Here is a 23,359-nt window from a genome sequence, read left to right on the forward strand (position 1 = left end):
CGCTTTTAAAAGAGTGAGGGAATTATTGAGCCGGCCGATGCATTGAGCAATTTAAAGTGTACTACCCAGTTAGTTTTGTGTTCGATTATCGAACAAAATGGCGGTTGGCGAATTGACGATTTTTTGTCCAATGCCCAACATCGTCCTCACATCAAGTCCGGGCACGCAGCACCGGCCGCGATGTCCAGAACACCAAATAACAAATTCAAAAAACGGGTGGTACACATGATTCCTTCCCAAAGCTCACGCGTGGCTCCGGCCATGAATGTCACTGCCGGTGGCATCGGCGACAAGATCCGCGGCGCCATGGCGGTCGGCAAAACCCGTTGGGGCATGCTGGCACTGGTGTTTTTCGCCACCACCCTGAACTACATCGACCGCGCCGCTCTCGGCGTCATGCAGCCCATCCTGGCCAAGGAAATGAGCTGGACGGCGATGGATTACGCCAACATCAACTTCTGGTTCCAGGTCGGCTACGCCATCGGTTTCGTGCTGCAGGGCCGGTTGATCGACCGGGTCGGCGTGAAGCGCGTGTTCTTCTGCGCCGTGCTGCTCTGGAGCCTGGCGACCGGCGCCCACGGCCTGGCCACTTCGGCGGCCGGCTTCATGGTCTGCCGCTTCATCCTCGGCCTGACCGAAGCCGCCAACTACCCGGCCTGCGTGAAAACCACCCGCCTGTGGTTCCCGGCCGGCGAGCGCGCCGTGGCCACCGGGATTTTCAACGCCGGGACCAACGTCGGTGCGATGTTCACCCCGATGCTGCTGCCGCTGATCCTCCACGCCTGGGGCTGGCAGGCCGCGTTCCTGTGCATGTCGGCACTGGGCGGGATCTGGCTGCTGTGCTGGGGCTTGAAGTACTTCAATCCGGAAGAGCACCCGAGCGTCAAACAATCGGAGCTGGATTACATCCAGAAAGAAGTCGAGCCGGAACAGGCCCGCGTGCCGTTCTCGAAAATCCTGCGCATGCGCGGCACCTGGGCCTTCGCCCTCGCCTACTCGATCACCGCGCCAGTGTTCTGGTTCTACCTGTACTGGCTGCCGCCGTTCCTCAATCAGCAATACAACCTGGGCATCAACGTGACCCAGATGGGCATTCCGCTGATCATCATCTACCTCACTGCCGACTTCGGCAGCGTTGGCGGCGGCATCCTCTCTTCGTTCCTGATCGGTCGCGGGGTCAACCCGATCAAGGCGCGGCTGATGTCGATGCTGCTGTTCGCCTGCTGCATCATCGGCGTGATCATGGCTGCCGGCTCCAGCAATCTGTGGGTCGCCGTATTCGCCATCTCCCTGGCCATCGGCGCGCACCAGGCCTGGACTGCGAACATCTGGAGCCTGGTGATGGACTACACGCCCAAGCACATGATGAGTACGGTATTCGGCTTCGGTGGCATGTGTGCGGCGATTGGCGGGATGTTCATGACCCAGTTGGTCGGCCATATCCTGACCGTCACCAACAACAATTACACGGTGCTGTTCACCCTGATCCCGGCGATGTACTTCATCGCGCTGACCTGGATGTACTTCATGGCACCGCGCAAGATTCCGCAAGTAGAAGGCTGATGTTCCCTCGGCGCAGGCCCGATCTCGGGCCTGCGTTTTTTTTGCCTGCGTTTTGCCGGAGCTTAGCGGCGGCTTTGCTGCCAGGCCGCCGCCAACCCGCTGCAACAGATCACGGCAATGCCGATCACGGTGGTCAGTGTCGGCGTGTGGGAAAACAGCAGCCAGCCCAGCAGGCCGGCAAAGATGATCTGGCAATAGCTGAACGGCGCCAGCAGTGCCGGTGCAGCGAGACGAAACGCCTGGGTCAGGAACAGGTGGGCCGTCATCCCGCAGGTCCCCAGCGCCACCATCATCGCACCATGCATCAGGTTCGGCGTCTGCCAGAAGAACGGCACCAGCGCACTCATCACCAGCGTGTTGCACAGGCCTGCGAAGAAATTGCTGGTGGTCGGGCTGTCGATCTCGCTGAGCTTGCGCGTCAGCAGTTGATAGAAGCAGAAAAACAGCGCCGAGCAGAACGGCAGCAACACCGCCGGGGTGAACAGATCGCCCCCCGGATGAACGATGATCAGGACCCCGATGAAACCGCAAATCACCGCCAGCCATTGCCCCCGCGTCACTCGCTCCTTCAACAGCGGCACCGACAAGGCGGTGACCAGTACCGGCGCCAGGAAGTTGACCGACGTGGCCTCGGCCAGCGGGATGTACATCAACCCCGTGGTGAAAAACAGACTGGTGCCCAGCAGGCACAGCGCCCGGATCACCTGAAGCAATGGCCGTTTGGTACGCAGGACCCGCAGCCCGGATTGCGGCAGGAAAATCCCGGCCATCAACAAGGTGTGAACCACGTAGCGCGCCCAGACCACCATGACAATGGGATAGAACCCGGAGAGGTATTTGGAAAAGGCGTCGTGGGTGGAAAACAGGAAGGTTGCGACAACGATCAGCAAGATCCCTTTGAAGGGCTGATTGACGCCGGAAAGCGGGGTGCTGACGGTCATTGGGTTTCCTTTTTTACATCCTTAATTTGTAGGAGCGAGCTTGCTCGCGATGGTCGTAAACGATGCTGATGGCCGCCTGGATAAACACGGCGCCCTCATGTCCATCGCGAGCAAGCTCGCTCCTACAGGCGATATGTGCGCAGCACCGATTACAGCCGCGCCAACAATTCCCGGGTTTTATCCAGCGCCATCTGCGCCCGCTCCGATCCACTCACGCCCTGCTCCAGCAACTGCACGGTGGGAATCTCCAGGCTCAATGGAATGTTAGTCGGCAAACACCCCAGCAATCCCGGCAAATCACAATCGCCATCGCCGGGAAAACGCCGTTCGTTACGCGCCTGGCGCAAGATCTCCGCCATATCGGTCGGCCGCAGTCCTGCGACGTCACACAACTGTGCATACCGTAACCGCGAGGGAGCAACTTTGGCCAGATCTTCCAGCCGCGATCCCGAACGATCGAAGTGGAAGGCGTCCACCAGCACGCCGCCGTTTTCCCGCCCGGCGTTTTCTACAATACGCACGGCTTGTTGAAGATTGCGCGCATCAGTCCAGGGCATGAACTCCAGATGCGGGTGCAAGCCATAGAGTGCCGCCAGATCACAGAGTTCGGCAAAATGTTCCGTCAGCCGTTGTTCGTCAGGATCGTTGCCGGCCACCAGCAATTCACTGGCACCCAATTGGGCGCCCACCTCCAGGATTTTCTCGAAGTCGGCAACAACGGTCTCCGGCTTGAGGCGCAGGATTTCGACGTCCAGCACCCCGATACCGGTATCGCGCAGACGCGCCAGGGTTTGGCGCCGCAATTGGCTGTCGGCCACCAAGGCAAAATGGTGTTCCTCAGGGGTCGCCGGTACCAGGCGCAAGCCGACATGACTGTAACCGGCCCGCGCGGCGACCTCGATCATGTCCGGAGGTGAAAGCTCCAGCACAGTCAGGCTGGCCAGGGAGAAGATTCGCTCGCTCATGGTCAACCCTCGACCAGGGATGGCGTGCAGGCACGACCGGTTTCCGCGGCTTCGCGGATGGCTGCGATCAGCGCCAAAGTGCGTGCAGCATCGGCGGCACTCACCAGCGGCTCGACTTCCCCACGCGCTACACGCACAAAGTGCTGCAACTGCAGGCGCAAGGCCTCTTCGCCACTGAAGCTCTCCTGGGTAGCCAGCAACGGTTGATGCCATCCGCCATCGGCTTGCGTGTAGTGCCAGTGCTTGAGTTGCGGAATGCTCAGCGCCCCACCGGTTCCGGCCAATAAGTAGCACGGTTGATCGGCGTGACGCGGATAAACCGGGTTCTCTCCTGAATCCAGCTCCCAACTCCAGGGGGCGGCCACCGCATCCGAGCCGGTCAGGCTGCCCAGCGCACCGTTGTCGAATTGCAGCAACACCGCCGCGCAATCTTCGTTGGCAAACCCGCGTATGGCATTGCTGGTAATGGCTTGAACCTGGCGCACCTCGCCGCACAAGTGCCGCAGCAGATCGAGGTCGTGGATCAGGTTGGTCAATAACATCCCCGCACCGGCCTCGCGGCGCCAGGATGTCTCGAAATAGCTGTCGGGCTTGCGCAACTGCCACAGCGCCGTGACCGTGGTCAACCGGCCCAATGCGCCGCTGTGGACAAGTTCGTGGGCGCGGACGATCAGCGGATTGTGGCGACGGTGATGGCCGACCAACACTGGAACACCACTCGCCTTCGAAGCAGCCACCAACTCCCGGGCTTCATCCAGATGCACACCCACCGGTTTTTCCAGCAGTACCGGCACGCCGGCTGCAAGACAATCGAGGGCCGTACTGACGTGCAGCGTGTTGGGGTTGGCGACGATGACGGCGTCCGGCTTCGCCTGCTCCAGCATCTGACGATAATCGGCGAAATGGGCCACACCCCATTCAGCCGCAAGACTTGCCGCCTGCGGCCCAGGATCGGCTACGGCGCACAAGGTCGCTTCGGTCATGGATTGCAAATGCCGGTAGTGCTGCTGGCCCATGTTGCCAGCACCGATCAAGGCGATGCGAAGGGGTGAGTTCAAGATGCGGTCCTCTTGTCTGTGTTATTGGAGCGATGAATTCCAATAATTTAGAACCGAGTTCCAGATTCTTACACAGACCACTTCTGAAAGTGTTCGAACAGCGCACAGCTTCTCAAGTTGAACGCTGTTCAAAATGTGGGAGCGGGCTTGCTCGCGAATGCACTGTGTCAGGCACCATTGATGTCAGCTGACACACCGCTTTCGCGAGCAAGCCCGCTCCCACAAGGGATTTCGGCGGCCTTAGCTGAACAACTCCGACGCCAGGCTCGCCGCCGACAGCTCCTCGGCGTACGCCAGCAACAACGGCGCCAGCTCATGCAGGCGCGCCCCCGGCATCCGCGCGCTCGGCCCGGCGACGCTGAGTACGCCGATCACCCGCCCATCGGCAGGATGGCGCACCACCGCCGCAATGGCCGAAGTCCCCACCGCCGAGCTTTCCTCGACGCAGGCGTAGCCCTGCTCCCGCGCCAGACGCAGGCGCTCGAGCAATTCGATGTTGGAGCGCGGCGCGTTCGGCCCCACATGGTCCGGCACTTGCGCGCCCTGCCGCTCCACCAGCGACAAGGCTTCGGCATCGCTCATGCACGCCAGCCACGCATGCCCAGAAGCGGTGTAGAACAATGGCGCATCGCGGCCCATGTCCGGGTCGTAACGCAGACCGGAGCGAGCGCCCTGGGATTTGGCGATCCAGGTCTGACGCTCGCCGTCGATCACGCCCAGGCGCACCAGCTCGCCGGTTTCCTGAGCCAGTCGGTCAAGCACCGGCTGCACGATATCGGCACCGCTGCTCGACAGGTAACGAAAGCCCATCGCCACCAGTTTGGTCGAGAGGTGATAGCGCAAATTCTCCGGGTTCTGCCGCACGTAACCGAGGCGGATCAGCTCGGCCAGCAGGCGATGGGTAGCGCTTTTTGGGATGTCCAGCTGCTCCGCCAGCGTCTGCATCGGCAGGCCACGGGGATCGCTGGTGAGGCTTTCGAGCACACTGAAAACACGTTCGATCTGACTGCCGGCCATGGTCGCTTCCACACAAAATTTGCTCGATTCTAGAAGACATCCGATCGAATGCGAAATCTGGAACTGACCGTTCGATAACCGCCCGCTTTATGCCCTCAAGACTTTTCCGAATTCCTCTGACTCTTATATTTTATGGAATCAGATTCCAAAAAATATAAAGCCGGAGTTCAAACAATGCCTGCCCAAGCGCACTTCCTTCCCGACATCGACTGCGATGTGCTGATCGTTGGTTCCGGTGCGGCGGGGCTGTCGGCGGCCGTAACCGCCGCGTGGCACGGGTTGAAAGTCATCGTGGCAGAAAAGGACCCCATGTTCGGCGGTGCCACGGCCTGGTCCGGCGGCTGGGCCTGGGTGCCTTGCAACCCGCTGGCCCGGCGTGCGGGCATCGTCGAAGACGTTGAACGGCCTCGCACCTATCTGCAGCACGAACTGGGTGAACGCTTTGACCCGGCGATGATCGACGCTTTCCTGGAGGCTGGCCCACGGATGGTGTCGTTCTTCGAGCAGCACACCACGCTGCAATTCGCCGACGGCAACGCCATTGCCGACATTCATGGCGACACGCCCGGGGCAGGCACCGGTGGACGCTCGGTGATCGCCGCCCCTTACGACGCACGAAAAGTCGGCAAGCTGCTCAAGCGTCTTCGCAAAACCATGCGGGAAACTTCGTTCATGGGCATGCCGATCATGGCGGGGGCGGATCTCACGGCATTCCTCAGCCTGACCCGTTCACTGTCGGCAGCCCGGCACGTTACGCGGCGCTTCGGTCGTCACCTGTTCGACCTCATCGTGCATGGCCGGGCGATGCAACTGGTCAACGGCGTGGCACTGGTGGCGCGCCTGGCAAAATCCGCGGACGACCTCGGCGTGCTGCTCTGGGAATCCGCGCCCGTGACCCGACTGCTGCGCGAGAACGATCAGGTACGCGGTGCGGTGGTCAGCACCGCCAAAGGTTTGGTGCGTATCCATGCACGCAAGGCCGTAGTGCTCGCGGCGGGCGGTTTCGCCAATGACATCGAGCGCCGCAAGGCACTGTTCCCCCGCACACCGACCGGACATGAGCATCTGGCCTTGCCGCCCCTCGGCGTTTGCGGCGATGGCCTGCGCCTGGGCGAAAGCGCCGGTGCACAGGTGAATACCGACATGGCGTCTGCCGTCGCCTGGGCGCCGGTTTCTCAAGTGCCGCACAGCGACGGCAGCACGGGACACTTCCCGCACATCATCGAGCGCGGCAAACCCGGCATCATCGGTGTGCTGAGCAACGGCCAGCGCTTCGTCAATGAAGCCAACGGCTACTACGACTACGTAACGGCCATGGTCGCCGCCGCCCCACCGGGTGAAGAAGTGGCGTCGTGGCTGATCTGCACCCATGGCTTTCAGCGTCGTTATGGCCTGGGCATCTCTCGGCCATTTCCGGTGCCGCTGTCGCCCTTCATCCGCAGCGGCTATCTGAAAACCGGCAACACGCTTGAGCAATTGGCTGCGGCCTGCGGTATCGACCCGAACGGCTTGCGCAGCACCGTGTCGGACTACAACCGCCATGCGCGCAACGGCGAGGACCCGCAGTTCGGTCGTGGTTCCACGCCCTACAACCGCAAACAGGGTGACGCATTACAACGACCCAACCCATGCGTCGCGCCGATCGAACAAGGCCCGTTTTATGCCGTGAAGGTCCAGCCGGGCTGCTTCGGCACCTTCGCCGGGCTCAAGGTCAACCCACACGCCCAGGTCCTGGACGACGCGGCGCAGCCCATCGCCGGGCTGTATGCGGCGGGCGGCGACATGGCGAGCATCATGGGCGGTCATTACCCCGCTGGCGGCATCAATCTTGGCCCGGCACTGACCTTCGGTTACATCGCTGCGCGCCATATCGCCGGCGTCACTGCTTATGAAAAGGAGATCGACCATGCAGCACATCGTTAACGCACAGGGTTTGAACATGCCGAAACTTGGCCTCGGCACCTGGCCAATGCTCGGCGAGGAATGCACCCGTGCCGTGGAGCAGGCTCTGGCCCTGGGTTACCGGCATATCGACACGGCAGCGGCCTACAACAACGAAGACGCTGTCGGTCAGGCGCTGGCGAACAGTCCGACACCCCGCGAGCAAATCCACGTCACGACCAAAGTCTGGTGGGACCAACTGCAACCCGGCGCGATGCGCCATTCCATGGACCGCAGCCTCAAAGCTTTGCGCTGTGAATACGTCGACCTGTTCATGCTCCATTGGCCAGCCACCGACTGGGATCTGCCGCGCACCATCGACACCCTGGTGTCGTTCAAGGAACAAGGCCTGGCGCGCAACATTGGCGTGGCAAACTTTCCGCTGGCTTTGTTGCGCAAAGTCGTCGAAGAACTGGGAGCGCCGCTGTCGGCGATCCAGGTCGAGTACCACGTGCTGCTCGGACAAAACGCCCTGCTCAACTACGCCCGTCAACACGACCTTGCGCTGACGGCCTACACGCCACTGGCGCGCAACAAGGTGTCGCAGATTCCGGCCATCCGGCAGATCGCCGCGAAACACGGTGTAGTGCCGACCCAGGTCGCGCTCAAATGGCTGCTCGACCAACCCAATGTGGCCGCGATTCCCAAGGCCAGCAGCGAGGCCAATCAACTGGCCAATCTTTCGGCGCTGGATGTGCAACTGGATGACGAAGACCGTGCCTTGATCGCCAGCCTGTCCAAGCGCGAACGTCAGGTCAGCCCGGACTTTGCTCCGATGTGGGACGCGTTCGATCAGTAACCTTACCAGTCCTTACACATTTCTCCTTCGCGCTTTTGCCTGAGCGGTTATTCATAGACCTGGCGATCAACACCCCATCAATCCATGAGAGACCGCAGCCATGTTATGGACCAAGGCAAGACGCAGCGACAATGTGAACGATACGCGCAAGGGCAAGGATGCCCGCATCCTCACAGGGAAAACACTAGGGGCCGGACTGGCCGCTATTGCACTGGCAGGTGCAGGGATTTACTCGACGCTGGACACGAAACCGGATGCGCCCACGAACATCCTGCCCCCGCCCGGCGCTTCCCTTTCGATTGAGCCTGCGCTAGATCGGCAACTCCTGTTCGTCCAGTCAGTGTTGGGCGATACCGAAGACACCTGGAAACAACTCTTTGCGCAATCGGGCCGGCACTATCCGCCGCCCACGCTGACGCTGTTCGACAACGACGTGACCTCGGCATGTGGCTTCGACAGTTCCGCCAGCGGCCCTTTCTATTGCCCGGACGACCAGCAGGTGTACCTCGACCTGCAATTTTTCGCGAAGCTGGAGCAGCAGTTCTCTGTGGTCGGCGACTTCGCACGGGCCTACATCATCGGTCACGAAATAGGCCATCACGTGCAACTGGAACTGGGTCTTTCCACCCCCTACGAACAGGCCTTGCTGGACCAGCAACCCGTCACTGGCGATGGCGGCCTGGAAGTCCGTGCGGAATTGCAGGCCGATTGCCTGGCCGGTGTCTGGGCGCACCATGCGCAACAGCGTCTGGACTGGCTGGAACCCGGCGATATTGAAGCCGCCCTGCATGCCGCGACTGTGTTTGGTGACGACCACTTGCAGCGTTCCCGAAACGTTCCCGTTCGGCCAGAGACGTTCAGCCACGGTACGTCGCAGCAGCGTGTGAATTGGTTCAAAACCGGTTTCACCACGGGTCGCACCGAGACTTGCGACACCTTCTCCGCCGCGAACCTGTGACCGCATCCGCCTGTGAAGTCGCTAATGTGAACGTGGATCGAACCGTTGCCACTCAAGGCTGTCTGACGACCGGACTGGCGCCGCTCCCACACAGCAGCAACACTCATCGCACCGATAACCTGAGGATTCCCACATGCTATGGAAAAAAGGCCGACGCAGTGACAACGTGGTCGATGCCCGTGGCGATGATGCAGGCGGCGGTGGCGGCGGGATGCGCTTCGGCGGTGGCAAGGGCCTGAGCCTGACGGCGATCCTCCTGATCGTCGGCATCGGCTGGATCACCGGTCAGGATCCGCTGCAGATCCTCGGACAACTGACCGGGCAAATGGGTCAGCAATCGGCGCCCGCCACCAATCAGAGCCGCAAGGCACCGCCAGCCAATGATGAAGGCGCGGAATTCGTGCGCTCGATCCTCGGCGACACCGAGGACACCTGGGGCGCGATATTCCAGCAGGCCGGCCGCCAATACAAAGAACCGACCCTGGTGCTGTTCAGCAACCGGGTGAATTCGGCCTGCGGTCTTGCCACTTCGGCGACCGGCCCGTTCTATTGCCCGGCGGACCAGAAGGTCTACCTGGACATGGCGTTCTTCCAGGAAATGTCCCAGCGTTTTTCCGCCGCCGGCGACTTCGCCCAGGCCTATGTGATCGCCCATGAAGTCGGACACCACGTGCAGACCTTGCTCGGGGTGTCCGCAAAAATCCAGGCCGCTCGCCAACAAGGCCGGCAGATGGAGGGCGACGGCGGTTTGCTGGTTCGTCAGGAGCTGCAGGCCGATTGCCTGGCCGGCGTCTGGGCCAACAATGCGCAAAAGCGCCTGAACTGGCTAGAACCGGGCGACATCGAAGAAGCACTGAATGCAGCGAACGCCATCGGTGACGATCGCTTGCAGCAACAGGGTCAGGGCCGCGTGGTCCCGGACTCGTTCACCCACGGTACGTCGGCGCAACGGGTGCGCTGGTTCAAAACCGGTTTCGCCCAAGGCCAGGTAAGCCAGTGCGATACCTTTGCGACGAAAAATCTGTAAATGAAGAAGTGGTTGTTGGTTGTTCTGTTTACTTGCGCAACGTCCCAGGCCGCCGAGCATGGGGTCAAGGAACTCAGCTCAGGGCGCCTGCTGTTGAAATCAGGTGAAATCGCGGTGGGCATCAGCCCTGCCCCGGCAAAAATCGAGCGGGTGCTGATCATCATCCACGGGCGTTTGCGCAACGCACAAACCTATCTGCAAAGCGGCGAACACAGCGCCGAACTGGCCGGGCAGAGTGCAACGACACTGGTGATCGCCCCGCAGTTTCTCAATGAAACCGACGTTGCAGTCCATCCGGTGGCCGACACTGTCTTGCGCTGGCAAGGCAATGAATGGATGGCCGGCGGCGAATCCACGGCGCCGTTTCGGCTGAGTTCCTACGCGGCACTCGACGAAATCATCACCCGCCTGGGTGACCGCCAGCAGTTTCCGGATGTGAAGCAAATCGTCATCGCCGGGCACTCCGGTGGCGCGCAGGTGGTTCAGCGCTATGCGGTGCTCGGTCACGCGCAGGCCGGCCTCGATGCAGCTGGCGTGCAGGTGCGCTACGTGATCGCCAATCCGTCGTCCTACGCTTACTTCGATGAGCGCCGGCCCGTGGCGTTCAGCCACGCCGGTTGCCCGGATTTCAATCGCTGGAAGTACGGACTGACGGATTTACCGGCCTACGCCGAAGGACAAAGCGCTGCACAATTGCAGGAAAACTACCTCAAGCGTGAAGTCGTTTACTTGCTGGGGCAGCAGGACATCGACCCGAATCATCCGGCACTGGACAAGAGCTGTGAGGCCCGGGCGCAGGGACCGTATCGATTGGCCCGCGGGCGTTTTTACTTTGACTACCTGAAGCGGCTGGCACCCAAAGGGTTGAACCAGCAACTGATCGAAGTGCCCGGGGTCGGGCATAACGGGGATGGGATGTTTACCTCGCCGGAGGGGCAGAAGGCGCTGTTCAGTCAGTAGGTTTTACAGTGCTGCATCTGACGCCATCGTCGGAACGCCGCCCGGGGCAAGCCCGCTCCCACAAGGCTCTCGGCAATACACAATGTTCGTGTTCACTGAAGATCACTGTGGGAGCTGGCTTGCCAGCGATGAGGCCCTCAAGCCGAAAGCATCTGCCGCAACTCGACACAATCCGTCGCATGCCAATCGGTCAATTCCGGCCACGGATTGTCCGGCAGATTCACCAGCACCGTGCGTGCTCCCGCCGCCCGCCCGCAATCGAGGTCGAAGCGGTAATCGCCGACCATTACCAGCTCGCTGGCCGGCACCTTCCACGCCTCGGCCAGTTTGAGCAGCCCGCCCGGATGCGGTTTGGGCGGTGCATCATCGCGGCCCAGCACATCCTCCAGCGCAAAGCAGTCGGCCAGGCCAATGGCCTGCAGCGTGACATGCGCCAACTCCCGGGCATTGCGCGTGAGAATGCCCAGGCGATAACCGCGTCCGGCCAGCTCGCGCACCAACTCCACCGCGCCCGGCGCCGGTTTCGAACCGAGGGCCAGGTCCCGTTCGTGCTCCAGCAGCCACGCATGCTTGGCCGCGGCTTCATCGGCCGGCAGCGCGGCGAGGTGGGTCAGGATGTCGGCTTCGGCAGGAATCGCCAATGCGACGCGAATCGCCGCGAAATCGTGCACGGCCACGGTCAGGGTGCCGTCCATGTCGAACACCCAGTGACGCACGTCGGCCAGGCTCACGCCCAATCCTTGCGATGACGGATCAAGCCTTCCTGGGTGACCGAGGCCACCAGTTGCCCGGCGCGGTTGAACACGCTGCCACGGGAGAACCCGCGCGAGTTGCCGGCCCACGGACTGTCCATCGCGTAGAGCAGCCAGTCATCGGCACGCAGATCCTGGTGGAACCACAGCGAGTGATCGAGACTGGCGACCTGCATGTCCTTGTGCCAGACCGATTTGCCGTGGGGTTGCATCGAGGTGGTCAACAAGCCGAAGTCCGATGCATAGGCCAGCAGGTATTTATGCAGCGCCGGCGAATCGGCCAAGGCGCCGTCGGCGCGGAACCAGACGTACTTGATCGGGTCGGAGGGCAGCGGGTTATAGGGATCTTTTTCGGTGACCGGGCGGAATTCGATCGGCTTGGGGCACAACAGCTTTTCGCGCATTTTCTCGGGGATCAGGTGTGCACGCTGCTGGGTGATTTCCAGCTCCGATGGCAGGTTTTCCGGACCGACCACTTGCGGCATTTCGCTCTGGTGCTGGAAGCCTTCTTCGTCGTACTGGAACGACGCACTGCAAGTGAAAATCGGGTGGCCCTTCTGGATCGCCGTCACCCGGCGCGTGCTGAAACTGCCACCGTCACGCACCCGGTCAACCTGATACACCACCGGCAACCCGGCATCGCCCGGACGCAGGAAGTAGCCGTGCATCGAGTGCACATGGCGCGCCTCTTCAACTGTCTGACTGGCCGCCGACAGCGACTGACCGAGCACCTGACCACCGAACAGCTGACGAAAACCCAGGTCCTGGCTGCGGCCACGGAACAGGTTTTCTTCGATCGGTTCCAGGGTCAGCAGGTCGACCAGATCTTCCAACACTTGGCTCATTCAGACTCTCCTCACGCAAAACATTGCCGCGCAGTCTTGGCTGCGCCGGTCGATTCAGGTTCTGGCCAATGCCAACATGGGGCCATTGTAAACGTCCGTGCCAGGTTATCCATGCAAGGTTTGCAGCCATTGTTCGCGGCTGATGCGATACAGCACATGCCGGCGCAACGGATGATCGGCTTCAAGGCGCGGGTGATCGAAGTCATCTGCCGGATCATGCTGCATGCCAATGGCCTGCATGACTTTCTCTGACTGCAGATTGGCTTGCGTGGTGAAAGCCACGACCTCTTTCAGCGGCAAGCGGTCGAACCCGCAGCGCAGAGCGGTCCAGGCCGCTTCACTGGCGTAACCGAGGCCCCAGTGCTCGCGGGCCAGGCGCCAACCGATTTCCGTGGCGGGGGTGAAAGGCGCGTCGAAGCCGACAACGTTGAGCCCGGTAAACCCGATGAACTGGCCAGAGTCCTTTCGCTGCAGGGCCCAGAGACCATAACCATGCTCGGCGAAATGACCACGGATTCGCCCGATCAATGATGCACTCTCCAACCGGCTCAAGGTTTCCGGGAAATAACGCATCACCTGCGGATCGGCACACATTGCCGCAAAGTCCGCCAAGTCTTCATCGCGCCACTGACGCAACAACAGCCGAGCGCTTTCAAGTTCCAGTATTGGCTCCATCGTGCTCCGCCCCTCCATTTCAATGTCGCCAGTCTACAACGCTGGTAGGATCGTTCTCTCATTCCTACATGAAATGACCATGCCACTGCCGCTGATTTATCACGAAGACTACAGCCCCGAGTTTCCGGCTGATCACCGCTTCCCCATGGACAAGTTCCGCCTGTTGCGCGATCACCTGGTGGACAGCGGCCTGACCCGTGACGTTGACCTGCTGCGCCCGGATCTGTGCCCCGCTGACATTCTCGCCCTCGCCCATGACCCTTCGTATATCGAACGCTACATGAGTGGCGAATTGTCCCGCGAAGACCAGCGCCGCCTCGGCCTGCCCTGGAGCGAGGCCCTGGCCCGGCGTACGGTGCGGGCGGTCGGTGGCTCGTTGCTCGCGGCCGAGCAGGCGCTGGAACATGGCCTGGCCTGTCACCTGGCCGGCGGCACCCACCATGCGCACTACGACTACCCCGCCGGGTTCTGCATCTTCAATGACCTGGCGGTGATCAGCCATTACCTGCTGGAAAGTGGTCGGGTGAACCGGGTGCTGATCTTCGATTGCGACGTGCATCAAGGCGACGGGACTGCACGAATACTGCACAACACTCCTGAGGCGGTGACCGTTTCCCTGCACTGCGAGAAGAACTTTCCCGCACGCAAGGCCGAAAGTGATTGGGACATTCCGCTGCCCAACGGCATGGGCGATGCCGATTACCTGAAGGTGGTGGACGATGCACTCAACTACCTGCTGCCGCTCTACCGGCCGGATCTGGTGCTGTATGACGCCGGGGTCGATGTGCACAAGGACGATGCCCTGGGTTATCTGAAGCTGACAGACGAAGGCGTCGCCGCCCGTGATGAAAGCGTGATGCGCCATTGCCTGGGCCGCGACATTCCGCTGGTCGGGGTGATCGGCGGCGGCTACAGCAAGGACCGCCAGGCCCTGGCCCGCCGTCACGGCATCCTTCATCACAGCGCGCAACGCGTCTGGCAGTCATCAGGTTGTCACTGAGCTGTGGATGCTTTACCCACAATGCCTGTGGAGCTGCCTGTGGATAACCTGAGTGAAAGGGACTACAGGCCATGCGGGGCTTGGGCTACAGAACGGTGGTCATTTTTTAACCAACCCTCGAATTCACCAACGATCCCTGTGGGAGCGAGCCTGCTCGCGAAAAACGCAACGTCGCCGCTGGACATCTGGTTTCCCGCGTAATCGTTCAAGACCATCGCGAGCAGGCTCGCTCCTACAGAGGTCTGGGCTGGTAGAATGCCCGGCTTCATTTGCCAAAACCGCAGCGCACTCCATGACCCGATCTTCGACCGCCTCCCCTTCCCACGTTGCCATCATCGGCGGCGGTCCCGCCGGCTTGATGGCGGCCGAAGTGTTGAGCCAGGCCGGGGTCAAGGTCGACCTGTACGACGGCATGCCTTCGGTCGGACGAAAGTTCCTCCTGGCTGGCGTTGGCGGCATGAACATCACTCACTCCGAAGCCTACCCTGCGTTTCTCTCGCGCTACGCCGAACGTGCCCCGCAAATCGCCCCACTGCTGCGCGGCTTCGGTGCCGAAGCGCTGTGCCAGTGGATTCACGAACTGGGTATCGATACCTTCGTCGGCAGTTCCGGCCGGGTATTCCCCACCGACATGAAAGCCGCGCCGCTGCTGCGCGCCTGGCTCAAACGCCTGCGCGACAGTGGCGTAGTTATCCACACCCGCCACCGCTGGCTTGGCTGGGATGAGCATGGTGGTTTGCGCATCGACAGCCCGGAAGGCGAAAAAACCGTTCAAGCCGATGCCACCCTGCTCGCCCTCGGTGGCGGCAGTTGGGCACGCCTGGGCTCGGACGGCGCATGGATGCAGCCACTGGAGCAACACGGCGTAGGATTGGCGCCGTTGCAACCGAGCAATTGCGGCTTCGAGGTGCAGGCCTGGAGCGAATTGATGGTCAGCAAATTCGCCGGCGCGCCGCTGAAAAACATCGCCATCGGCCTTAACGACGACATCCCCCGCCTCGGCGAATGCGTGATTACCGCCACCGGGATCGAAGGCAGCCTGATCTACGCCCTGTCGGCACCGATCCGCGAGGCAATCAACCAGCAGGGTTCGGCAACGATTCACCTGGACCTGCTGCCGGGCCGGCCTGTGGATAAAGTCCAGGCGGCATTGAGCAAGCCCCGGGGCTCACGCTCCATGGCCAAGCACCTGCACAGTCAGTTGGGCATCGATGGGGTGAAAGCGGCGCTATTGCGAGAACTGACCAACGCCGATTGCTTTGCCGACATGGCCTTGCTGGCCAATGCGATCAAGGCTTTGCCACTGACGCTGGTGAAAACCCGTCCACTGGACGAGGCGATCAGCAGCGCGGGTGGCGTGCTGTTCGAGGCGATGGATGAGCGATTGATGCTCAAGCAAATGCCTGGCGTGTTCTGCGCCGGGGAAATGCTCGATTGGGAGGCGCCGACCGGCGGCTATCTGCTGACCGCGTGTTTCGCCAGTGGGCGAGCGGCGGGGTTGGGGATGCTGGAGTGGTTGCGGCGCAAGGGCTGACGACCGAGGCGCGCCCTTCGCGAGCAAGCCCGCTCCCACAGGGGATTTGTGAACGACACAGATCCAGTGTGGGAGCGGGCTTGCTCGCGAAGGCGGCTCAACAGTCGCCGAAGTTAATCAAGGCTTACGCTTACGCGGCCCGGTATTGAACACCGGCACCTTGCGCACAGGCTTGATCGAAGGCTCCGCCGGCGCAACTTCGCCGCTATCCACCCACTTGCCAAGATTGCGTTTACCACCGCCACCACCGGACGCCTTGGGCTTCTTCGGTTTTTTCGGTTTCTTGATCACCTGGCCGCTGGCATCGGTGTCCGGCACGCGGTGCTCCGGCTCGAAGTCCGGCTCGTTCTGCCGCTTCAAGGTCTGACGGGTCAGCATCTCGATGGCCGACAGCAGGTTCACTTCATCGGCGCAGACCAGGGAAATCGCCTCGCCCGTGGAACCCGCACGGCCGGTACGACCGATGCGGTGGATGTAGTCTTCAGCAACGATCGGCAGGTCGAAATTGACCACCAACGGCAGGTCTTCAATGTCCAGACCACGGGCGGCGACGTCGGTGGCGACCAGAATCTGCACTTCACTGGCCTTGAACCGGTCGAGTGCGCGCTGACGGGTTGCCTGGGGTTTGTCGCCATGGATGCCGTCGGCGTTGATGCCCAGCCCCTGGAGTTTTTCCACCAGCGCGTCCACGCCATTGCGGGTCTTGGCGAACACCAGCACCTGCTTCCACTTGCCCTTGCGCATCAGGTGCACGAACAGTTCCGGCTTGCGCTTCTTGTCCACCGTCACGATCCATTGCTTGACCGTATTGGCCGCCACGTTGCGCGGGCTGACTTCGATGCTCAGCGGGTCGTTGAGCATCTGCCCGGCCAGCAGGCGGATGTCATCGGAGAAGGTCGCGGAGAACAGCAGCGTCTGACGTTTCTTCGGCAGCGCACGGTAAATGTTCGCCAGCTCCTCGGAAAAGCCCAGGTCGAGCATGCGGTCGGCTTCGTCCAGCACCAGGGTTTGCAGCTGGTTGAACTTCAGCGCGTTCTGGCGGAACAGGTCGAGCAAGCGGCCCGGGGTCGCCACCAGCAGGTCGACACCGCTGCGCAGCTTCATCATTTGCGGGTTGATGCTGACACCGCCGTACACCGCGTATGTACGCAGCGGCAGGTTTTCAGCGTACTGGCGCACAGCTTCGTGAACCTGCTCGGCCAGCTCGCGGGTCGGCACCAGGATCAGCGCGCGAACCGAGTTGGCGGTGACTTTCGGCCCTTCCATGGCCAGCAGTTGCAACAGCGGCAGGGCGAAACCGGCAGTCTTGCCGGTGCCGGTCTGGGCGGCGGCCATCAGGTCGCGACCGGCCAGCACCGCCGGAATGGCTTGCGCCTGAACCGGCGTCGGAGTCTGGTAGCCGAGCTTCTCGAGAGAGCGCAGCAAGGGTTCGATCAGGCCAAGGGTGGCGAAAGTCATGGGAGTACCGTAGGAAAATTCAGCGCGGTTGTGCATACAAGAGTGCAATGGCGCGCAGTTTACCCTAATTCACACGGGATTCCGCTGACACCACCGGTGGCACGACCGGCGCTACTGGCTGTTGCGGTGTACGCCGCCACTGCGGCAAGCCAATCAGCACCACGGCGCTGATGATCACCAGCATGGCCAGTGCTTCCTCGATGCCGATGGTTTCGCCGACAAACACGATCCCCAACAACACCGCCACGGCCGGGTTGACGTAGGCATAACTGGTGGCCGCCGCCGGACGCACGTGTTTCAACAGGTACATATAGGCGTTGAAGGCGATGATCGAACCGAACACGGTCAGGTACGCCAGCGCGGCCCAGCCTTCAATTGGCGGAACCTTGTCCATGTGCTCACCGCTGACCGCACTGCCAATCAGCAACACCACGCCACCCACCAGCATTTCCACGGCACTGGCCATCGCCCCTTGAGGCAACGGCAAATGTTTGCTCCACACCGAACCGAAGGCCCAGGTGGCCGCCGCAAAAATCAGCAGGGCAGCACCCAGCGGGCTCGATTGCAGGTTGGAGCCGAGGTTGAGCATGACGATGCCGATCATTCCGAGCGCAACGCCAGCCCATTCCAGACGGGTATTGCGCGCCCCCCAGAAATAGCCACAGAGCAAGGTAAACAGCGGCACCGTCGCCACGGCCAACGCGGCCACTCCGGAAGCCACGCCCGTGTGTTCGGCCACGCTGACCGCCCCGTTACCACACGCCAGCAGCAATATGCCGATGATCCCGGCGGCTTTCCATTGCGCCCAGGTTGGCGCCGGCGCCCCGCGCCAGCGCAGGAAGGCGTACATCAAGGTCCCGGCGATGACGAAGCGGACCCCGGCGAGCAACAAGGGTGGCCAATACTCCACGCCGATACGGATCACCAGGTAGGTCGAGCCCCAGATCACGTACAACGCGAAAAAGGCAGCGATCAACGGTAAGGGGAAGCGACGTAGGCCGGACATGGGGGCAACTCACAGGCAGAACAGGTGAACGGCTATTCTAGAAAGGCCAACGGCGGAAAATAAGTTACAAAACCTGTTTATCGCACCGGTACACTTTTCAAAACACGGAGATTTTTGCGATAAACCGTGTTTTCGAAAGTCCGTCATTTTTCAGGAGTGCCACGATGGATAAGTACGACCGCATGCTGCTCAGCGCCCTGCTGGAAAATGGTCGCGCGTCCTACGCGGACCTGGCGCGCAAGGTCAACCTGTCCGCCCCGGCCGTGGCCGAGCGCGTGGCCAAGCTCGAAGCCAGCGGCGTGATCACCGGCTACCAGGCAAAGGTCGACATGGCCAAGCTCGGCCTGCCGATCCAGTGCGTGATCGAACTGCGCCTGAACCAGCACGGCAACCAGAAGGCCTATGACGATCTGATCAAAATTCCGCAACTGACCGAATGCCATCGGGTGACCGGCGATCCTTGCGTGATCATGCAGGCAGCCGTGGGCTCGATGCCGGAGCTGGAAGAGCTGATCAACCGGATCGCCACGTTCGGGTTCAGCAAGACGTCGATTGTGTTGTCGAGTGCGATAGAGAAGCGGGTGCCGTTGGGGCATATCGAAGGGAATGGCAAGTAACCCCCTGTAGGAGCGAGCTTGCTCGCGATGGTCGCCAACGATAACGCGGGAAACCTGACACCCCGTGTTGTTCTCGGGTTCATCGCGAGCAGGCTCGCTCCTACAGGAGATTTGCGATGTTCCTAGAATCCGCGATAGCGCTTGAGGTGTTCGCCGACTTTCGCCGCCGGGACCTTCTGCAACTTGCACAGCAAGTCATGGGACAGCTCGCGCAAGCCGTGCTTGTGCCGCAGCTCTTCGGTCAGATGTGTGGTCAGGTTGGCCGCCATCTCGGCATCGGCCATGGCCCGGTGCGCCTTGCCGGTGTCGGGCAGGTTGGCGAAGGTGGTGAGGGTGCCGAGTTTGTGGTTCGGCGCGGCGGGCATCAGGCGGCGGGCCAGTAGCAGCGAGCAGGCAAAGTTCTGCAAGCGGGTGCGTTTGATTCGCCCCAGCTCAAAGTCCCAGAACTTCTGGTCGAACGCGGCGTTGTGCGCCAGCAGTGGCGTGGTGCCGACGAATTCATTGACCTCGTTCATCACCTGCTCCGCCGACGGCGCGGTGCGCAGCATGGCGTTGCTGATGCCGGTGAGTTGCTCAATGAAGGCCGGGACGCGCACGCCGGCGTTCATCAGGCTTTGGTAACGCTCGACGATGCGCCCCTGTTCAAGGATCACCACGGCAATTTCCGTGGCCCGGCAGCTGCTGCTCGGGGAGATCCCGGTGGTTTCAAAGTCGATGACTGCGATGCGTTCCAAACCTGGTTCAACTCCGTAAAAATCAATTCTTGAGCAACAACGAGCCTTCGATCGGCACATAGCGGCTGGCGGCGCGGATCAGCGAGTTGGCGGTCAGGCCCGGCACGCCATAGGCCACCGCTTGCACCCCATGTTTGCTGATAATGCGCTCCAGCAGCATGTCGAAATCACCATCGCCGGAAGCCAGGACGATTTCATCGACATGGTCGGCGGCATCCATGATGTCGAGGGTGATGCCCACGTCCCAGTCACCCTTGGCCGAACCATCGCTGCGCTGGATGTACGGCTTGAGTTTCACGGTGAAACCGAGGTTACGCAGGATCTGCTGGAACTGCTGCTGTTTGCTGTCGCCACGGTCGATGGCGTAGGCGTAGGCTTCGACGATCTCACCCTGTTTGCTGACGTCAGCCCACAGCGCGGCATAGTTGAAGTGGCAACCATAAGCCTGACGCACGGTGTAGTAGAGGTTCTGGACATCGGCGAACACTGCGATTTTTTTCACCGGCATTCCTCAAAGGCGGAATCAGGCACCGGGCCCGAAAAGTCGCCCAGTATGCCAGCCCGGAGGATTGTTCCGCGAATAATCGCCCCGGAGCGCCGTTGCGCTCCGGACGAATGGCAGGTCAGACGAAGGAATCGTCGTCGCCGCCGAAGAGCGAGTCATCGCTGTAATCGGCGTCGCTGAACCCGCCCTGATCGTTGCCGTAGGAGTCGTTACCGGCCATGCGCTGGCCGTCGCCCCAGCCATTGTTGCCCTGGTCGTTGACCTGGGCCGGCTCTTCCTTGATGACTTCGACGATTTCCGGTTGCTGGTTGTGATGGAACAGGCTGCTGATGCCTTGTGCCAGCATCACGCCACCTGCCACGCCGGCGGCGGTTTTCAGCGCACCACCGAGGAAACTGCTGCCAGCCGCTGCCGGAGCCTGCTGTTGCGGGGCATAACCCTGTTGTGGAAAGTTTTGCGGCGGTGCGCCAAAGCTCTGCTGCGGCGCTGGCGAGCCGAACGACGAGCGTCCCGGCTCACGCCAGCCACCGCTCGATGGCGGCGCGCTCTGGGCTGGCGCCGGCTGTGGTTCACGGGAAGCACCGCCAAAAATACTCGACAAAAAGCCACCACTGCTCGGTGCCGGAGCCGGGGTCGCCTGCGCCTTGGCCTGTTGCAGCTCGGCCTGCAACTGCTGGACTTGCTGGGTCAGCTGCCGGTTCTGTTCATCGAGGCTCTTGATCGCCGCCTCTTGCACCAGAATCGCCTGGGTCATGAAATAACCTGCCGCGGGCTGACGCGTCAGGTGTTCCTTGATCCGCGCCTCGGCCTGGGCGTCGCGCGGGGCTGAGTCCGTTTCGGCCTGTTGCAGCCGGGAAAACAGTCCATCGATCAGGGTTTGTTCTTCGCTATTCATGGCGACCTCGTAGATTGCCGGGGGAAAACGTTGTCCTTTCCACTGAGGATAAGGTGCCCGACCTTAATGGAGGCTGAAACAAGATGTTTCAATGATCTTTACCGATCGTTTACGTTTGCGTCCCCGATAGCTTCATCGGTTAAAGTGAGCCACTGCTTCCAACCTGCGATACCAACCGATGAATCCGTTAGACGTCCTGCGTGACTCGCTGTATTTCTTCAAGCGCAATCTGGGCCAGATCGTGCAGCTGTGCCTGCCGCTGGTGATTCTCGAGGCGCTGCTGCAACAAGTGGTCGACCACTCCACGGAGCCGGACAGCTTCCCCGGCATCAGCGTGATTGTCGGCTTGCTGGTGTACCCGCTGTACACCGCCGCGCTGATTCTGTTTCTCGACGCCCGCAGCCGAGGCGAGTCGCCGCGCAACCGCGACCTGCTGGCGACGGCAGCGAGCCTGTGGCCGCGCTTCGCCCTGCTGACGGCACTCAATACCGTGCTGATCCTGCTGGGCCTGTCACTGTATTTCCTGCCGGGCATCTACCTGATGGTGACCCTGGCGTTTGGCGAATACCTGCTGGTGTTGCGCGGCCTGGCGCCGCTGGCGGCCATGAAGGAAAGCCTGCGTCAGACCCGCGGTCATTTCATGCGCATCCTGCTGTGCATTCTGTGTGTGATGGGGCCGCTGTGGCTGCTCAAGGGAGTTACCCTGGCGGTGTACCCCGAGCCACAGAACCCGGTGATCTCACTGCTGATCGACAGCGCCCACAGTTTCCTGCAGCTGTTTACCAGCGTGGTGCTGTTCCGACTGTTCATGCTGATCAGCCCGTTGCCCGAAAGCCCTGACAACTCGCTTTGACCTTGGGCTCGACCATCGCTCTCGAGTATCCTCGGGAGCAATTTTGTAACGCCAATAAGCCGAGCCATGACCCGTCTACTGCGCTACACCCTGCCGGGCCTGCTGATCGTGATCGGCCTGATCGCCGTGATGATCTACAGCCTGACCTGGCGCCCCGATGCCAAAGAAATGTTGCCTGTCAGTTGCAGTGAACAGGCACCCACCCTGGTCCCCGGGCAGACGCTGAAGGTGATGACCTGGAACGTCCAGTACCTGGCCGGCAAGCGTTACGTGTTCTGGAATGACCTGGCCGCAGGTGCCGACGAACGCCCCACTCTGGAAGACATGGCCTTCGGTCTCGACGAAGTGGCGCGGGTGATTCGCGACGAACAACCGGACATCGTGCTGTTGCAGGAGCTGGACGACGGCGCCAAGGCCAGCGATTACCAGCACCAGTTCAAACTGCTGCAGGAGCGACTCGCCGATCTGTACCCATGCAGCGCCAGCGCCTTCGACTGGAAGGCCGACTTTGTACCGAACCCGCATATCTTCGGCAGTGTCGGTCGGCAACTGGCGACTCTGAGCCGATACCAGGTGGAACACGCCGAACGCCTGCAACTGCCCGTCGCCCAGGGCAACCCGATCAGCCGCCAATTCAAACCCAGGAACGCCTTGCTGGTGAGCTACTTGCCACTGAGTGACGGTGGGCAGATCGCGGTGCTCAATACCCATCTGGAGCGTGCGACCCAGGCCGACAACACCTTGCAAAAGCAGGTGGACGCCGTGGTCAGGACCCTCGACAGATTCGAAAGCCGTGGCACGCCCTGGCTGATCGGCGGGGATTTCAACCTGTTGCCACTGGGCCAGTATCGACGCCTGCCCGATGCGCAACGCACGCCCTTCTCCGCCGACAGCCCGTTGCACATCCTGTGGGACAAGTACCCGATGATCCCGACCAACAACGAAGCCAGTGGTATCGATCGCGAACGCTGGCTGACGCATTACCCGAACGACACCGGGCTGAACGGCCCGGACCGGACCGTTGACTACCTGTTCTACAGTCCGCGGATCAAACGGGTAGAGGCGATGGTGCGGCAGGACGATACGTTGCGTATCTCCGATCACCTGCCGGTGATTGCCCGGTTTCTGTTGCCGGCTGCGCCGTAGCACCTCACTCAAGTCAGATGCAAAACCTGTGGGAGCGGGCTTGCTCGCGAAGAGGCCAGTACATCCGACATCAATGTTGTCTGATACACCGCCTTCGCGAGCAAGCCCGC

23 protein-coding genes are annotated in these 23,359 nt (G+C 61.6%); 11 read left to right on the top strand and 12 right to left on the bottom strand.

Annotated features, from left to right (window positions below):
• The first annotated feature begins 225 nt into the window (after positions 1 to 225).
• Positions 226 to 1,563 carry an MFS transporter gene (locus ACLD1X_RS22980; RefSeq protein WP_429371564.1) on the top strand — a complete coding sequence of 446 codons (1,338 nt, stop codon included), beginning with the start codon at positions 226 to 228 and terminating at the stop codon, positions 1,561 to 1,563.
• 62 nt (positions 1,564 to 1,625) lie between these two features.
• Here ACLD1X_RS22980 and ACLD1X_RS22985 read toward each other — a convergent pair whose 3' ends face one another.
• The 4 genes from ACLD1X_RS22985 to ACLD1X_RS23000 form a co-directional block, all read right to left on the bottom strand.
• Positions 1,626 to 2,504, bottom strand: a complete 879-nt coding sequence (locus tag ACLD1X_RS22985) for a DMT family transporter (RefSeq protein WP_413703983.1) — start codon at positions 2,502 to 2,504, stop codon at positions 1,626 to 1,628.
• Positions 2,505 to 2,653: 149 nt separating this feature from the next.
• Entirely contained in the window at positions 2,654 to 3,469 is an 816-nt protein-coding gene (locus ACLD1X_RS22990; protein ID WP_429371566.1) for a sugar phosphate isomerase/epimerase family protein, read from the bottom strand.
• Positions 3,470 to 3,471: 2 nt separating this feature from the next.
• Entirely contained in the window at positions 3,472 to 4,527 is a 1,056-nt protein-coding gene (locus tag ACLD1X_RS22995; protein WP_429371568.1) for a Gfo/Idh/MocA family protein, read from the bottom strand.
• A gap of 240 nt (positions 4,528 to 4,767) precedes the next feature.
• Complete coding sequence (locus ACLD1X_RS23000; protein WP_008022590.1) at positions 4,768 to 5,544, bottom strand: IclR family transcriptional regulator; 777 nt, start codon at positions 5,542 to 5,544, stop codon at positions 4,768 to 4,770.
• Positions 5,545 to 5,718: 174 nt separating this feature from the next.
• On the opposite strand from ACLD1X_RS23000, the gene ACLD1X_RS23005 reads away from it, so the two are divergent.
• The 5 genes from ACLD1X_RS23005 (at position 5,719) to ACLD1X_RS23025 (ending at position 11,229) form a co-directional block, all read left to right on the top strand.
• Entirely contained in the window at positions 5,719 to 7,467 is a 1,749-nt protein-coding gene (locus ACLD1X_RS23005; protein WP_429371570.1) for an FAD-dependent oxidoreductase, read from the top strand.
• On the top strand, positions 7,451 to 8,284 hold the full coding sequence (locus ACLD1X_RS23010; protein ID WP_429371572.1) for an aldo/keto reductase: 834 nt from the start codon (positions 7,451 to 7,453) through the stop codon (positions 8,282 to 8,284). The genes ACLD1X_RS23005 and ACLD1X_RS23010 overlap by 17 nt, the downstream gene beginning before the upstream one ends.
• A gap of 100 nt (positions 8,285 to 8,384) precedes the next feature.
• Positions 8,385 to 9,242, top strand: a complete 858-nt coding sequence (gene ypfJ / locus ACLD1X_RS23015; RefSeq protein ID WP_429371574.1) for a KPN_02809 family neutral zinc metallopeptidase — start codon at positions 8,385 to 8,387, stop codon at positions 9,240 to 9,242.
• A 133-nt stretch (positions 9,243 to 9,375) separates the two neighbouring features.
• On the top strand, positions 9,376 to 10,269 hold the full coding sequence (ypfJ, locus tag ACLD1X_RS23020) for a KPN_02809 family neutral zinc metallopeptidase (protein WP_429371576.1): 894 nt from the start codon (positions 9,376 to 9,378) through the stop codon (positions 10,267 to 10,269).
• Positions 10,270 to 11,229: an alpha/beta hydrolase gene (locus ACLD1X_RS23025; protein WP_429371578.1), complete on the top strand. Its 960-nt coding sequence runs from the start codon at positions 10,270 to 10,272 to the stop codon at positions 11,227 to 11,229.
• Positions 11,230 to 11,366: 137 nt separating this feature from the next.
• Here ACLD1X_RS23025 and ACLD1X_RS23030 read toward each other — a convergent pair whose 3' ends face one another.
• The 3 genes from ACLD1X_RS23030 to ACLD1X_RS23040 form a co-directional block, all read right to left on the bottom strand.
• Positions 11,367 to 11,960, bottom strand: coding sequence for an HAD family hydrolase (locus ACLD1X_RS23030; protein ID WP_429371580.1), 594 nt, complete (start codon positions 11,958 to 11,960; stop codon positions 11,367 to 11,369).
• A complete protein-coding gene (tesB, locus tag ACLD1X_RS23035; RefSeq protein WP_429371582.1) occupies positions 11,957 to 12,826 on the bottom strand; it encodes an acyl-CoA thioesterase II in 870 nt (289 codons plus the stop codon). The genes ACLD1X_RS23030 and tesB overlap by 4 nt, the downstream gene beginning before the upstream one ends.
• 105 nt (positions 12,827 to 12,931) lie before the next feature.
• Positions 12,932 to 13,501, bottom strand: coding sequence for a GNAT family N-acetyltransferase (locus ACLD1X_RS23040; RefSeq protein WP_429371584.1), 570 nt, complete (start codon positions 13,499 to 13,501; stop codon positions 12,932 to 12,934).
• Positions 13,502 to 13,580: 79 nt separating this feature from the next.
• Here ACLD1X_RS23040 and ACLD1X_RS23045 point away from each other — a divergent pair, with 79 nt between their 5' ends.
• Together ACLD1X_RS23045 and ACLD1X_RS23050 are read left to right on the top strand one after the other, a co-directional pair.
• Positions 13,581 to 14,501 carry a histone deacetylase family protein gene (locus ACLD1X_RS23045; RefSeq protein ID WP_429371586.1) on the top strand — a complete coding sequence of 307 codons (921 nt, stop codon included), beginning with the start codon at positions 13,581 to 13,583 and terminating at the stop codon, positions 14,499 to 14,501.
• Between the two features lie 292 nt (positions 14,502 to 14,793).
• Positions 14,794 to 16,035 carry a TIGR03862 family flavoprotein gene (locus ACLD1X_RS23050; RefSeq protein ID WP_429371588.1) on the top strand — a complete coding sequence of 414 codons (1,242 nt, stop codon included), beginning with the start codon at positions 14,794 to 14,796 and terminating at the stop codon, positions 16,033 to 16,035.
• Positions 16,036 to 16,152: 117 nt separating this feature from the next.
• Here ACLD1X_RS23050 and ACLD1X_RS23055 read toward each other — a convergent pair whose 3' ends face one another.
• The gene (locus ACLD1X_RS23055; protein ID WP_258682688.1) at positions 16,153 to 17,493 is read right to left on the bottom strand and encodes a DEAD/DEAH box helicase; all 1,341 of its coding nucleotides are present in this window, start codon (positions 17,491 to 17,493) and stop codon (positions 16,153 to 16,155) included.
• Between the two features lie 64 nt (positions 17,494 to 17,557).
• A complete protein-coding gene (gene yedA / locus ACLD1X_RS23060) occupies positions 17,558 to 18,499 on the bottom strand; it encodes a drug/metabolite exporter YedA (protein WP_429371591.1) in 942 nt (313 codons plus the stop codon).
• Positions 18,500 to 18,663: 164 nt separating this feature from the next.
• On the opposite strand from yedA, the gene ACLD1X_RS23065 reads away from it, so the two are divergent.
• Complete coding sequence (locus ACLD1X_RS23065; RefSeq protein WP_007990688.1) at positions 18,664 to 19,116, top strand: Lrp/AsnC family transcriptional regulator; 453 nt, start codon at positions 18,664 to 18,666, stop codon at positions 19,114 to 19,116.
• Between the two features lie 122 nt (positions 19,117 to 19,238).
• Here ACLD1X_RS23065 and ACLD1X_RS23070 read toward each other — a convergent pair whose 3' ends face one another.
• The 3 genes from ACLD1X_RS23070 to ACLD1X_RS23080 all read right to left on the bottom strand — a co-directional run bounded on the left by ACLD1X_RS23070 (position 19,239) and on the right by ACLD1X_RS23080 (position 21,250).
• Entirely contained in the window at positions 19,239 to 19,850 is a 612-nt protein-coding gene (locus ACLD1X_RS23070) for a 3'-5' exonuclease (protein ID WP_429371593.1), read from the bottom strand.
• Positions 19,851 to 19,872: 22 nt separating this feature from the next.
• Positions 19,873 to 20,352 carry an NYN domain-containing protein gene (locus tag ACLD1X_RS23075; RefSeq protein WP_429371595.1) on the bottom strand — a complete coding sequence of 160 codons (480 nt, stop codon included), beginning with the start codon at positions 20,350 to 20,352 and terminating at the stop codon, positions 19,873 to 19,875.
• 121 nt (positions 20,353 to 20,473) lie between these two features.
• Positions 20,474 to 21,250, bottom strand: coding sequence for a DUF2076 domain-containing protein (locus tag ACLD1X_RS23080; RefSeq protein ID WP_429371597.1), 777 nt, complete (start codon positions 21,248 to 21,250; stop codon positions 20,474 to 20,476).
• A gap of 178 nt (positions 21,251 to 21,428) precedes the next feature.
• Between ACLD1X_RS23080 and ACLD1X_RS23085 the strand changes: the two genes are divergently transcribed.
• On the top strand, positions 21,429 to 22,103 hold the full coding sequence (locus tag ACLD1X_RS23085) for a YciC family protein (RefSeq protein ID WP_429371599.1): 675 nt from the start codon (positions 21,429 to 21,431) through the stop codon (positions 22,101 to 22,103).
• A gap of 66 nt (positions 22,104 to 22,169) precedes the next feature.
• On the top strand, positions 22,170 to 23,249 hold the full coding sequence (locus tag ACLD1X_RS23090) for an endonuclease/exonuclease/phosphatase family protein (protein ID WP_429371601.1): 1,080 nt from the start codon (positions 22,170 to 22,172) through the stop codon (positions 23,247 to 23,249).
• Positions 23,250 to 23,359: the final 110 nt, after the last annotated feature.

The organism is Pseudomonas sp. 18173 (assembly GCF_050432945.1).
Taxonomy (GTDB): domain Bacteria; phylum Pseudomonadota; class Gammaproteobacteria; order Pseudomonadales; family Pseudomonadaceae; genus Aquipseudomonas.